The organism is Lysinibacillus fusiformis, from assembly GCF_002845985.1.
Classification (GTDB): Bacteria; Bacillota; Bacilli; order Bacillales_A; family Planococcaceae; genus Lysinibacillus; species Lysinibacillus fusiformis_D.
Genome location: NZ_PDFK01000001.1, coordinates 433,307 through 446,945 on the forward strand (window position 1 = coordinate 433,307; position 13,639 = coordinate 446,945).

Consider the following 13,639-nt stretch of genomic DNA (forward strand, 5'->3'; position numbering starts at 1 on the left):
CATGTGGTTCATAAAAAATAACAGAGGTTTTACACTCGTGGAAGTACTTGCTGTTATCTTAATTTTAAGCATTGTTTCAACAATTCTTTTTAGTATACTTTCGTCTAGCAAAGAAACTAATAAAAAACAACTTGAAAATAATGAACAGCTTTCCGAGTTGTCTTATGTTTTAAAGCTCATTACGAAAGATATGAGAAAAACCATTACGTATGATCCTAATAATTCAACATTTAAAAACAGAGATGGTTCTATTCAATACACATATATCTTTGATGCTGAAAAAAATACGATTACTCGTAACAACGAGGTTATTGCAACTCATATACACTCATTTTCCTTAACAAGTATTGGCGACTCTATTTCCATAAATATTGAAAGTATTAACGAACACACAATCTCTACACAACTATCTTTTAGGAGTGGTGACGGTGCAAAAGATGAAAAAAAATCTACTAAATGATGAAGGCTTTTCATTTTTATTAGTTTTTTTAACCATTATATTAGTGACGATTTTAGGTCTAGGTTTACTTGCTGTATCTTCAAATTCCTTAAAACTCTCTAAACATGAGCGAGAAGATCAATCCATTTATTACATTGCTGAGGCAGGTGTAAATTATGAAAAAGCAATTTTATTAGAAAAAGCGAATGAAGCTTATCAAAGTGCAAAAGCAGAATACGATCGTTTACCAATTCAACAGAAAAAGTATGAAAAATTTGTAGAATTATATGAAGAGAATATTAAAAGCATAATAGAACCACTATTAAATAACGAAAACATTATAAATAATTTTGAAGAACAACTAGGAATGCAACCTATTGCCAGGATTACCCTAAAACAGGATTTAGATACGAATCTTCGATATTGGATAACTTCTATCGGTACATATGGAGAATCGCCTTCACAAAAAAGAGAACTACAGCAAAGTGTAGACTTTGTTCTTGATGCCGAAACAACTAATAATAATGGTGGGGATGATGAGGAAAATTTAAATACTGCTACCCCTGAATTTGCAGTACAAACTAAAGGCAATATTAAGCTAACAGGTGGGGCATCCATAAAGGGAGATGTAGCTACTGACATCGGTATAATTTCATTGGATGGTGGTTCATCTATTTCTGGTACTGTAGGTGCTTCAAGTGATCATTTCCAATATCCATCTTGGATGGGAGATTTATCAAGCAAACTTACGCAAAGTAGGAAATATCCTGATTCAAGTATCCTGCCTTTATTTCCATTAGAGAAAATGCAACAATTATCAAAATTACCTGTTCCTCCAAATCAAGAAGTCATCAAAGATCCACACAACAAAACCTTCATTATTAATAATGGACATTTTTTAGCTGATAATTGGATGACTAATAACTATACTTTACAGTTAAATGGTGATACACATTTCAAACAGTTCAAAGTGGATCAAAATAATACGTTAACTATAAATGTAGGAGATACAGATAAAAATTTATATATCGAAGATTTTAATATACTACAGGGGCATATTAAAATTGTAGGAACAGGAAAGTTAAATGTATATATTAATAATACTTTTAATCTAAAAGGATCTTTAAACAGGAACGGTAATGCTAATCAAATAAATTTATATTATAACGGAGCATCAGCTATCACAATTGCAGGAGAAACACAAAGCGCTGCCTCTCTTTATTCTAAGCAAGCCAATTTAACATTCACAGGGGGGATAGGATTAACGGGGAATATATATGCAGGAGCAACTAAGGTTACTTTTAATGGTGGTTCAAACTCAAATGGTCAACATATTATTGCACCAAATGCTTCTGTCATTTTAGAAGGCGGCGCTCACATTAAAGGAGCTATTATTTCTGATAATTTACTAGCTAATGGAGGTACCTCCGTTACATTTACAGAAGGCACAATCCAACCACCTTCTTCAGGACATACAGAAATTGGCGATCCTATCACTTTAATAAAAGAAAATGAATTAGTAGAACAATAGAAAAAGAGATTCCAAAATGCATTGGAATCTCTTCTTCTTTATTTCTTCAACAACCTACCCGATAGCAGCATGCCAATACCACCAATCGTTATAAATAGAATAGCTCTAATTAATAAATCAAGGGCAGATAAGTCAAAGAAAATTAGCTTAATAAACGCCATGACTAACAGAATAAAACCTGTTGAGCGCAGTGTTTTTAATTGATGTGTGGAGCTTATCCATAGGGAAACGCTTGCCGTCAAAAATAATGTAATGGTTGTCAGTGCGATGCTTAGCTTCCAATCAAGGACGTTGTTAAACGTAAATTGATGGATCAGCCCCCATATTGAAATCATCGTGAGCACGATACCAGTGCTTACAATAGCATCTACATATTTCCCCAGACGCACCTCATACAATCGATAAATAAACCCTTTTACTAGAATATCTACGATGATGGCGACAATGACTGCCATATATACCAATCTAGTTATAATATTTAAGCTTTCCATCATGGTCGGCTTGGTGCTGATCATCAAGAAGAATAATAGGAAAAATGAGCCGAGAACTGGTGTTAAAGCACGACCTTTATAGGTTTCCTCTACAAATAGAGAGCCAGTAAATAAGGCAGCTAATACGATACACATCATATATGGAATGCCATTTGTTGCTGCAAAATAAACGGTATCTAGTTTGCCAATATAGGCTAAGAAATAGCCAGTTGTGGCCACTGCTAAAATATCAATCACATACAGATCCTTCATGACCTTTTCAAATGTCGTAAGTGTCTCTTTTGGACGTCTTGCATATAAGTAAATAATAACGAAATAAATAATTGGCATGAACAAGCTTAAATGATCTATGCTGAAAAATGGTTTTGGTTCATGAAAGATGAAATTTAAAATGAATGTGATGATAAGAACAAATGAAGAAACGACCTTCATCATACTTGCCCGTAGTCGCAAACTCATCATCACGCCAGCAAAAGCAATCATCGGATAAAGTAAATCATCCACTTTATTTGGTATATTCATTAAAAGTATCGTATTACATAGGGTGATAAATGCGAGTGTAACAGCGCTATCCAATACTTCCTGCCATTTTTGGCGATAGCTATATAACGCCACCGCTCCAAATAAAGCCATTAGGACAAGGAGCAGCATTTCTCCATGCGGAAGTGAACGAATAATAAGATTCATCAGCAATAAACTAAATGAGCCTAAGGAAAATTGAAGCCCTATATGAAGAGGCTTCCATTTGGATTGTGCGTTATACATTAAACACCAAATTACGTAAAATATTGATAGAATCACCAATAAACCAAATGCAAAGATAACTTGCTTATCAATATTCATAAACGCTACTACGCTCACCGCTAGCACCGAGAAGAATGTAGCAATATAGAGAGCTAGCTTTTGCTTGTGCTGATAAATGACCCATTGCAATGAAGCAAATAATATCACGACAAAAAGCAAGATAATGACCGCATTAAAATCCATATATTCTAATAAATAAGGTAGCAATAACGATGTAAAGGCTACAAAAACGGTAAGTGCTTCATTTTTCTTCCAATAACTAATGGCAATACCATAGCCAATATAAAGAAGTGTAATGCCTAGTGCTGGAGTAAGACCAATGATTTCATATAAAATGGCACTCGCGGCAGTTGTTAAAATACCGACAATAAATGCCCCGCCATATAAGGAAATCGTTATAGCAGATGAGCCTACTTTTCTACGTTCTAGTACATAGGCTATAACCGCCAAACCTACCGATAATGCATAGGCAAGGATGATTTTCACGCCATTCGATAAATAACCATAATCACTAACAAGTTTTAGGCCCCAAAGTACGCCCATTACTAAAATAACCATGAATACTTTTGGCAGTGCCCACATAACACGCTCCTCCATCGATGGCTGCGGTTGCACTTCTTTTTCCGTTACTTTAGTCGGGACAGGCTTCGACTCCAGTGCTGGTTTTGGTTTTATTGGTTCTGATTGCTTGATCATCGACTGTCTGGCATCAAGAGTATTTATTTTTTCGGTACTTTGTGTACCTTTTAACGAAGACAACTCCTGACGTAAATCTGCCATTTCCTCTTCGAGCTTAGCAATTCTTCGCTCCAATTCAAGAGACATTCAATCATCCTCCCCACTTTATCAATTTTCTAACAGTATAACATATTTATCCTTATTGTAAAATTACACTTTTTGTTTAATTTATCTCGGTCTCCTATACATTAAGGCACGCTCACTATCACTGGTGCCTCGTGTCGTTGGATCCACAATAACACCCATTAATACAAGAATGGATAAAACTGTATTTAAAATAGATGACATTTGCTCACTCATTACCCCTGTGAAATCATAGCCAAAAATCGCTGCAACTTGTTGTGCGAGTAAGAGTAACAATGAAAATAGCCCTAGTAGAAATGGAATATGTTGAAGACGAACCTTCCAATTAATTCTCATAAAAGCTCACCTCCCCCCCTCTTGCCACAGTATATGCATAGTGGTTATGTGACACATATGCAAAAATGGAGCTCTCGCCATGTTACTAGGATTTTTTAATAATATTTTGCGGCATAAACTATTTTCAGCCATAGCAAGTAAGGCAGGTTTTATCACGCTAGACATGTTCATATATATAGTTAGGTTGCATTCGGTAACGAAATACCTAACAATTTACTGAAAATGAGGGTGATGAAGATGGTGTATGAGTGGAACGTCTTAAGGGTAGTAGCTTGCCTGAGTATTGTGTTATTACATGCAACGACCAATATTGAAAGTATAAATGGCTATATGGATCAACCCTACTATCAGTTTTTTCGATTATTATTATGTTTCGCTACACCAACTTTTATCTTATTATCCATTTTAATTTTAGCTAAACGCTACCAACATCAGCTACCTCCCCATTTTATAGGACGTCGTTTTCAGTTTATTGTTATTCCGTTTATAGCTGCAGGCATGTTATATGCAGCCAACGCAGCTCTTCATTATGATGAAAGCTTTTGGGAGGCATTATATCGCCATATTATTTTAGGTGATTTTTCGGGTTGGTTTGTCATGACTATTTTTCAACTCTATATTCTCTTCTATATTGGCAAGAAATATCAGGTATCCAGCCTCTGGTTTACGCCCATTATGTTCTTACTTGGCATTTTCTATATGACACTAGCAAATGCCAATATAGATTATTTCATACAAAATGAACATTTTATGCGCCTGCTCTTTGTCGGCTGGCTCCCATATTTTGCACTAGCCTATATTATCGGCAGTCATTATGAAAAAATCGCGCACTACCTCGTCCAATATAAATATTTCACAATTATAGCTGTCATACTTGCAATGGCTATTTTATATATAAATTATTATTTAGGTGCCCAACAGATTACATCAAGAAGAATTGATATTATGCTATTCGTGTTGGCGATGGCGTTTTGCATACTGGCGTTTGCACAGGTTTTGCCTAAGCTCCCTTTTATCCCTATTTTAAGTCGCTATTCCTTTGGGATCTTTTTAATTCACTGGCTAATTCAAGAATATTTAGCTCCCTATAGCGCATTACTACCCACTACTGCTCTTCAAGTCATTTCTCTTTTTCTATCCAGTTTACTTGTCTGTATGCTGCTCATCAAAATCATTTCATTTATCCCTTTTAGTGCTTATCTGATTGGAAAGTCTCATCAAAAATAGCCCTCTCATAATTGAGAAGGCTTTTTAGAAACCTTATTTTGTATAGGAATAGGATGTTTCTGTTGTTTATTTGATTCTTTTTATGAATGGTTGTTCCTTATTCTTTGATTGAAGTGCATCTATTCCTTGTGTTTTAAATTACTTTTTCCAAATTTGTATCTCATTATATCTATTTATGTATACGTAAAAAAGGCAGTTATCATTATCTCATGAAAAATGCCAAGTCGATCTAGACTTGGCATTTTCATTAAAAGAGCATGTGACCAACCAATGCAGCGATTGGTAGGGAAATAAGCGTACGTAATATAAATAAAACGACTAAATCGAAAAATTTCAATGGAATTTTTGTTCCTAAAATAAGTCCACCAACTTCAGACATATAAATTAGCTGTGATACAGAAACAACAGCAATGACAAATCTAGTAACATCTGATTCGATCCCTGCACCTAAAATAGAAGGCAGAAACATATCGGCAAAGCCTACGACCATTGTTTGAGCCGCTTCTGCCGCTTCAGGTAAGCCTAGTACAGTTAGGATCGGCTCAAATGGTTTTCCTAAAATCACAAAGATACTGGTAAATTCAGCAAGCATTAAGGCAATTGTACCAAAAGCCATAACAATAGGAGCAACGCCAACCCATAAATCAATAACATTTCTAGAACCATCTTTTAAAAATTGGCGCGGATCCCGATTTGCATGAGCAATAGCAAGTGCATTTTCTAAACCATGCGACACAGAATTATAGCCCTCTGGCAATTCCTCACGCGAATAGTCTACTGGAGTACCATCGATATACGTATCTTCCTTTTGTGCAAGAGGATAAATTCGAGGCATAATAATCGCTAGTACAACACCGCAAAGTACTACTGTTAAATAATAAGGAATAAAATAGCGTGCCAAGTGGACGGTATCCAATACTACGATACAGAAGGTGATGGAGACAACAGAGAAGCTAGTAGCAATAATCGCTGCTTCTTTTTTGGTATAGTTCCCCATCTCGTATTGCTTACTCGTCATTAACACTCCAATCGTTCCATCACCGACCCATGACGTAAGAGCATCAATCGAAGAACGCCCTGGGCTTTTAAAAAGAGGTCTCATGATTCTCACCATCATTGTACCGAAAAACTCAAGCAAACCGAAGTTTGTTAAAAATGGTAAAAGGAAACCTGCGAATAAAAAAATGGTAAATAAAAACGTCACAAGTCCACCGTTTGGATCCATCAGTAGCCCACCTGTATTTTCATTGTTGATGGCAGAAGGTCCAAATTGAAAGACAACCATCGAAGCAAAAGTTAAACCTAAAAAGCGAGTAATCGTCCAAAACCAATTGACATAAAACAATGTATCTAAAATACTAGGTTCTTTCATATTTTTTCGAGGAATCCATTTAGCTATAAGTGCGCCAAACGCGGAAATTGCAAACATAATAATCGTAAAATAACTAATGACTGGAGCCACTACACCAGCTAAAATATTTGCTAAAATGGCAATCGGTACTTTCCAGCCCTCATCCGTTAATACAGGAGTCATAAATAGAAAAATACCAATTAAAGAAGGAATGATGAAATAAATATATGTACTAACAGAATACTTTTTCATTTTTGACTGAAACCTCATTTCTTAGTATTGCTTAAACTTGTAACTATGTATGATGCATTCCCCTATTTTATCTTTCACTATACTTCGTTTGCTGTAATACTTTATAAGCTAAACATGTAGTGTTCATTCAATACCTCCCTCCTCTTTCTGTTATAGTACTATTACAAAAACAATGAAGTTTTGAGCTTTAAATAGAAAAACAATGACTCTATTCATGTTTTTATAACATAATCGTGTTATAAAACTATTGTAAACGCAACAACACATATGGTTCAACTCTACAATTTTCTGAATTTTTATACATCATTAGTATAGTTTTTTTCTTTAAAACTAGTATATCAATATTATATTATGATAAACAGAAATTTTAATAGGAAGGAAACGAGGCTGGGAAGAAACTCGATTATTTCGAAAATAGCGAAAATAGATAATAACTTTTCCGCCTCTTTGCATAGTGTTAAAAAACAAAACCATCCATAGCATTTTTGTGACAGGTGAAAATGGATTTCCGTTGCAGGCTACTTGCTTTCCACTCCAATCCATAAAAATGGTACCTTTTTAGCAAAGGTCTTCAAATAAAGTGAAGGGTATTCACTACTCTTTATGAAGAGCTGTTGTCATTCATCACTTCTCTACAATGAAAATAAGAACCTCTATTCTTTAATTATACAAATAATGGGCTATTTTGATCGCTTCGACTAGTATGAAAGATAGAGGAAAAGACACTTTTGCATATGGTTGATTGGAGGGGATTTAGCATCACAGCTGAGACCCTGGAAGTGGCTCATCGGACCGCCCCCTGGAGAAGGGACGCTGGCAGAACGGAAATCAACCCCTCGCCTTGCTAAAGGTTCTTTTTCTGCTATTGACATCATCTTTTTTCACCAACATGAAAGTGAATAAACCCCACGACTGTTTATTCACTTTGTGGAATTGTCAATGCTTCATGAGGTTAGCCAAGTCTTTTGATTTTGGGACAAGAGATACAAAAGTCATTTGCTTCATCAGAGGTGTGATAATAGAAACAACATGTTTTTCTCAAGCGTATTGGTTGCTCTGATTCCTTGATTGTCACTTTGGGACCACAATAATTTGTCAAAGGATTTTTCCTTTCGCCAAAAAGAGAACCTGGCGCTTGATTGACAATATAGTGATAGTCTTCTTGTATACGAGCTTTTTCTTGCTCACTGCCCCCTTCGCTTATTTTTGTTTCATATAGCCAATTGACATAAATAGCTGTATTTTCCCATAAGATTGCTTTTGGGATTTTACTTATTTTTGTTAATGACTGCCACACTTTCGCTAGATTACCTACAAAAATTCCTTGGAGAACCTCATCACGCCATGCTTCACGATCTTGTGTTGGCACTGACACAGAGTCATCGATTAAGCGAATGTTTGGAAGCCATGGTTTCGCATGATCTTCTGCTTCCACCCAAATATTCTCAATACCAACATATAGCCCCTTATCATATCTTGACATAGCATAGAATGCTGAAGCCATCGTTAAGACGCTATAGCGCTTTGCAAATAACGATGCTGTAACTAATGTAGATGTGGAATGAAAGAAAGGTGCGATTTTTTGTAAATAGGCTAAGGCTTGTTCAGTGTCTAATAAATTTTGGGCTAGTAGAGAGTAAGCAGCATCTACCGCTGGCTCAATTGTCAATCGATAATCACGTAATAGTACTGCTTTTTCTTCAGCTGACAGTTGTAAGCTCAACTGACCCTACCTCCTCTAATTTCTCCACCTGAACTGTTCGTCCCTTGCCATGTGGAACACATAAAGGCGTACCAAATAGAGGGTCTCTCATAATCGTACAGTCCATACGAAAGACAGCTTGTACAAGCTCAGGTGTTACCACTTCCTCTGGCTTACCTTGCGCATACACCTGTTTATTTCGCACAGCTACAATGTGATGGGCATAGCGGCAGGCTAAGTTTAAATCGTGTAAGACCATCACGACTGTACGCCCTTCATTTTCATTTAAATCAAATAGTAAATCTAAAATTTCTACTTGATGGGCCATATCTAAATAAGTCGTAGGTTCATCTAGTAAGATAAGATCTGTTTTTTGAGCCAATGTCATGGCTATCCATACACGTTGACGCTGACCACCTGATAATGCATCTACTGGTCGATCTGCAAATTCTGTCATCTGTGTTACCTCAAGCGCATTGTTCACAATTTTTTCATCTTCAGTAGACCATTGCTTTAACCAGCTCTGATGTGGATAACGACCTTGTTTTACCAATTGTTGAACGGTTAGTCCTTCTGGCGCAACAGGTCCCTGTGGGAGAATGGCTAACCGTTTAGCCACCTCTTTCGTTGAAATCGTATCTAGTGAATCATCTTCTAAGAAAATTTCACCCGACTTTGGTTTTTGTAATCGTGCAAACGTTCGTAGTAGCGTTGATTTTCCACAACCATTAGCACCTACTAGTACTGTTATTTTCCCTTTTGGTATTTGAAGATTCAAATCCTCCAAAATAAGATTTTCACCATAACTTACATGTAAATCTTGTGCTTCTAAAACATTTTTCAAAATCCCGTCACCTTCTTCTCACGCTTTTAACTGTTATTTCCTGTAGCTTTATTGATTGCGCGTTCTAAATAGTAAATAAATAAAGAATGGTGCCCCAATTGCAGCCGTAAAGACACCTGTTGGTAAATCCTTTGGTAAAAAAGCAGTGCGTGCTACGATGTCGGCTACGATAACAATCATCCCACCGATTATAGCAGTCACAGGTATCAATCCAGCAAAGGAACGCCCTACAAGCATTCTACTCATATGAGGGGCTACTAATCCAACAAAGGCAATTCCACCAGCAAATGCAACCGCAGAGCCAGCTAGCATCACACTAATGAGTAAAAAAAGTAAACGGTACACTTGAACCTTTACCCCTAGCCCTATCGCAATTTCATCTCCTAATTCCTTCACATTTACTGTTCTTGCCAAAATAAACGTTAGTGGCAATAACAGAGCAACCCATGGTAAAAGCAAATAGACATCCTGCATATTAGCCCCATACAAACTACCTGTCAGCCATAAATAGGCCTTCGTTGTTGCAGCTACATTACTGATCACAAGCAGCATCGTCACAACGGCCTTTGCTAAGGCTGAAATCCCAATACCAATAAGCACCATACGAATAGGTGTGACGCCTTTTCTCCATGACAATAGGTAAATGATAAAGGAAACAATGCCAGCACCTAAAATAGCAGCTAACGGTAAAAATTGAATGCTGACTGACCCCATAAAGTACACGATAAAAATAATCGCCCCCATGGATGCACTGATATGCTCCCTATTAGGTAGACAGATTAAAAAATAAAATTTGTTTATCTAAGGGGAGTATTTTTTATGGGGCGAAGCAAACATCCACTCGAGTTAAAACTACATATCCTTCAATTGTTTGAAGAAGGTAACTATTCTATCAATGAATTGTGTGAAAGGTATTCATTAAATCATCAAACTTTATATAGCTGGAAAATGAAATATGAGACAAGTGGACGTGATGGATTACACGAAGCTACTTCATGGAAATTTTATTCAAAAGAGTTAAAATTAGCGGCTGTGGAGGACTACATTCAACGAAATTATTCACAGATGGAGGTGTTGGCGAAATACGAGATTAGCAGTACCTCCGTTTTAAAAAGCTGGGTAAAAAAGTATACTAGCCATAGTGAAATAAAAGATTCAGGTAAAGGAATGAGTCAAGCTATGACAGAAGGAAGAAAGACAACTTTTGAAGAACGTATTGAGATTGTCGAGTACTGTTTGAAACACCAGAAAAATTATCAGTTGGCAGCGCATACCTATGGTGTTTCGTATCAACAGGTATATCAATGGACGAAGAAATTTGAAACGAACGGTGAAGAGGGATTACGTGATCGTCGCGGTCGCACAAAAGATGAAGTCGAATTAACCGTTGAGGAGAAATTGAAATTAGAGATTCAACGTATTGAACGTGAAAATGAACGTTTACGTGCAGAAAATTTATTTTTAAAAAAGTTAGAGGAAATCGAAAGGAGGCGTCGTTAAGCCAAATACGTCTACAGCAACGCTATTTAGCGATTCAAGAATTACATCAAGAGGAAGAACTTTCGATTCTTTTACTATGTGAAATAGCTGATGTTTCGCGTGCAGCTTACTATAAGTGGCTAAGTCGCAAGCCTTCTAACAGAGAAGTTGAAAATGAAGCAATTTTAAAGGACATTCATCTCCTTTACCAACAAGTTAATGGCATTTACGGCTATCGTCGTACAACGTTGGCAATCAATCGTCAGCGAAAAGAAAATAATCAGGCGATGGTTAACGAAAAGCGTATTTATCGTTTAATGCAGATTAGTGGATTGAAGTCTGTTATTCGTAGAAAGCGCAAGCCCTATCGTAAATCCCCAGCACATCATGTGGCGGAGAACGTATTAAACCGAGCATTTACATCGGAAAAGCCAAATGAAAAATGGTGTACAGATGTCACAGAGTTTAAGTGTGGAAATGGAAAAAAAGCTTATTTAAGTGCAATTATCGATTTATATGATGGTTCGATTGTGAGTTATGTATTGGGTCATTCGAATAATAATTCCCTCGTTTTCAAAACTATAAAATCAGCAGTTGAATCATTACAACCAGACGAGCAACCATTGATACATAGCGATCGGGGTTTTCAATATACATCGAAGGAATATAAGCGGATTGTAGAAAAAGCTAATATGACGCGAAGTATGTCCCGTGTTGGTCGATGTATTGATAACGGACCAATTGAATCATTTTGGGGCACATTGAAGTGTGAGAAGTATTATTTACATAAGTACGATTCATATGAAGAGTTAAAACTAGCGATTGATGATTATATTCATTTTTATAATTACTATCGTTATCAGAAACGATTAAACGGCTTGAGTCCGTTAGAATTCAGGACTCAAGCCGCTTAATACATTTTTTATTATTTCTACTGTCTACTTGACGGGGAGCTGTTCACACCACTCGTTACACCGATAATATCTGGAGCAGCAAGTGGATTACGGATAATCCCTTGTAAAATTAAACCAGCAACTCCTAGCGCTGCACCAACTAATAATGCCATCAATACACGTGGGAGCCTTAATGTATGTAAGACAAAATCGTACTCTCCATTACCATAGCCCAATAATTCCCTCACCACTGTGATAGGATGGATAAATTCACTACCTGCAGATAAACCAAGGACTGTTATGATGACTAATAATAAGCTTAATAATAGTAAAATCCCACTAGTTCTTTTGGCTATTTGAAAAGATATACGTTCAGATTTCGTTCGAACTGTCCTATAATTAGACATTTTTCGCTAACCCCTTTCGTGCAATATAAATAAAGAAAGGAGCTCCGATAAAGGCAGTCATTACACCAATTGGCATTTCTAATGGCATGATCACATATCTCGCAGCCATATCAGCTAACAGCAGCAATATTGCTCCTAATACTGCACTGTACGGAATAATCCAACGATAATCCGTACCAACAAGCTGAATCGCAATATGAGGGACAATCAAACCAATAAAGCCAATTGAACCTGCTACAGCAACTGAACTACCTGCAAGAATGATAATAATGAGACCGAGTGTGATTTTCGTAATCATTGTTCGTTGTCCTAAGCCTTTTGCAATATCATCACCTGATTGTAAAATATTTATAGAACGACCCATACCTATTGCCACAACTGTGACCACTAAAATAAACGGTAAAACTGGTATAAGCATGTCAATGCTACGACCTGATACAGATCCCGCTAACCAAAAAAGAACACTTTGTAAGCCTTGTTCATCAATCACTAAAAGCCCTTGCGTAAACGAGACAAATAGAGCTGTAATCGCTGCACCAGCTAATACTATTTTAATCGGTGTTAAACCATCTCTTCCTAATGACCCTAGGAAAAATACCATAGCTCCCGCAGCACCTGCACCTAAAAAGGCAATCCACATATAGCTCATTAAAGAATTGATGGAAAAAAGAGTAATGGCACTAACAATAAAAAATATCGCCCCTGCATTAATCCCTAAAATATCAGGAGCTGCTAAAGGATTTCTTGTTAATGCCCGCATTAATGCTCCCGCGATGGCAAGACTTGCGCCAACTACTGTAGCGATCACAGCTCTTGTAAATCTCGATGTCCGAATAATAACATGCTCCTTATTAGCAGCATCAAAATGAAAAATGGCATCATAGATTGACGAGAAGGGTATGGACGTTTGACCAATAGCTATGCTGATTAAAAATGCCAGCAAAAGGATCAAACAACTGATGAATAAGCCTACTTGTTTCATCGAGGTACTGGAAAGAATAATTCTCATTTTACGCCAACTTTCTTGATCCACAATTTATCTTATGAAAGGGATTGTAGGT

The 13,639-nt window shown here is 36.7% G+C and carries 11 protein-coding genes and 1 pseudogene; 4 read left to right on the forward strand and 8 right to left on the reverse strand.

The window, feature by feature from the left end; all coding sequences use genetic code 11:
- Position 1 precedes the first annotated feature (1 nt).
- Entirely contained in the window at positions 2 to 460 is a 459-nt protein-coding gene (locus CRI88_RS02300) for a type II secretion system protein (RefSeq protein ID WP_180957770.1), read from the forward strand.
- Entirely contained in the window at positions 438 to 1,970 is a 1,533-nt protein-coding gene (locus tag CRI88_RS02305; protein WP_445352024.1) for a DUF7305 domain-containing protein, read from the forward strand. Before CRI88_RS02300 ends, CRI88_RS02305 begins: the two co-directional genes overlap by 23 nt.
- 38 nt (positions 1,971 to 2,008) lie before the next feature.
- On the opposite strand, the gene CRI88_RS02310 is transcribed toward CRI88_RS02305, so the two are convergent.
- Positions 2,009 to 4,090 carry a DUF2339 domain-containing protein gene (locus CRI88_RS02310; protein WP_101966376.1) on the reverse strand — a complete coding sequence of 694 codons (2,082 nt, stop codon included), beginning with the start codon at positions 4,088 to 4,090 and terminating at the stop codon, positions 2,009 to 2,011.
- Positions 4,091 to 4,171: 81 nt separating this feature from the next.
- Entirely contained in the window at positions 4,172 to 4,423 is a 252-nt protein-coding gene (locus tag CRI88_RS02315) for a phage holin (protein WP_016991985.1), read from the reverse strand.
- A gap of 237 nt (positions 4,424 to 4,660) precedes the next feature.
- Between CRI88_RS02315 and CRI88_RS02320 the strand changes: the two genes are divergently transcribed.
- Positions 4,661 to 5,650, forward strand: a complete 990-nt coding sequence (locus CRI88_RS02320; RefSeq protein WP_257982864.1) for an acyltransferase family protein — start codon at positions 4,661 to 4,663, stop codon at positions 5,648 to 5,650.
- A 247-nt stretch (positions 5,651 to 5,897) separates the two neighbouring features.
- On the opposite strand, the gene CRI88_RS02325 is transcribed toward CRI88_RS02320, so the two are convergent.
- From CRI88_RS02325 to CRI88_RS02340, 4 genes and pseudogenes are all read right to left on the reverse strand, one after another.
- Positions 5,898 to 7,253, reverse strand: coding sequence for a YjiH family protein (locus CRI88_RS02325; RefSeq protein ID WP_101966378.1), 1,356 nt, complete (start codon positions 7,251 to 7,253; stop codon positions 5,898 to 5,900).
- A gap of 952 nt (positions 7,254 to 8,205) precedes the next feature.
- Positions 8,206 to 8,976 carry an IucA/IucC family C-terminal-domain containing protein gene (locus CRI88_RS02330; protein WP_101966379.1) on the reverse strand — a complete coding sequence of 257 codons (771 nt, stop codon included), beginning with the start codon at positions 8,974 to 8,976 and terminating at the stop codon, positions 8,206 to 8,208.
- Entirely contained in the window at positions 8,954 to 9,799 is an 846-nt protein-coding gene (locus CRI88_RS02335) for an ABC transporter ATP-binding protein (protein WP_058843946.1), read from the reverse strand. The genes CRI88_RS02330 and CRI88_RS02335 overlap by 23 nt, the downstream gene beginning before the upstream one ends.
- A gap of 48 nt (positions 9,800 to 9,847) precedes the next feature.
- Positions 9,848 to 10,549: pseudogene (locus tag CRI88_RS02340) on the reverse strand (FecCD family ABC transporter permease); the annotation flags it as partial.
- Between the two features lie 69 nt (positions 10,550 to 10,618).
- Between CRI88_RS02340 and CRI88_RS02345 the strand changes: the two are divergent.
- Positions 10,619 to 12,192 (forward strand): IS3 family transposase gene (locus CRI88_RS02345; protein WP_089934003.1). Its coding sequence is split into 2 segments (ribosomal slippage): positions 10,619 to 11,261 and positions 11,261 to 12,192, totalling 1,575 coding nucleotides; the frame shifts between segments, so codons are not numbered across the junction.
- Between the two features lie 17 nt (positions 12,193 to 12,209).
- Here the strand turns inward: CRI88_RS02345 and CRI88_RS02350 are convergent.
- Together CRI88_RS02350 and CRI88_RS02355 are read right to left on the reverse strand one after the other, a co-directional pair.
- Positions 12,210 to 12,578: an iron ABC transporter permease gene (locus CRI88_RS02350; protein WP_257982865.1), complete on the reverse strand. Its 369-nt coding sequence runs from the start codon at positions 12,576 to 12,578 to the stop codon at positions 12,210 to 12,212.
- Positions 12,571 to 13,587, reverse strand: a complete 1,017-nt coding sequence (locus CRI88_RS02355) for a FecCD family ABC transporter permease (protein WP_036128167.1) — start codon at positions 13,585 to 13,587, stop codon at positions 12,571 to 12,573. The genes CRI88_RS02350 and CRI88_RS02355 overlap by 8 nt, the downstream gene beginning before the upstream one ends.
- Positions 13,588 to 13,639: the final 52 nt, after the last annotated feature.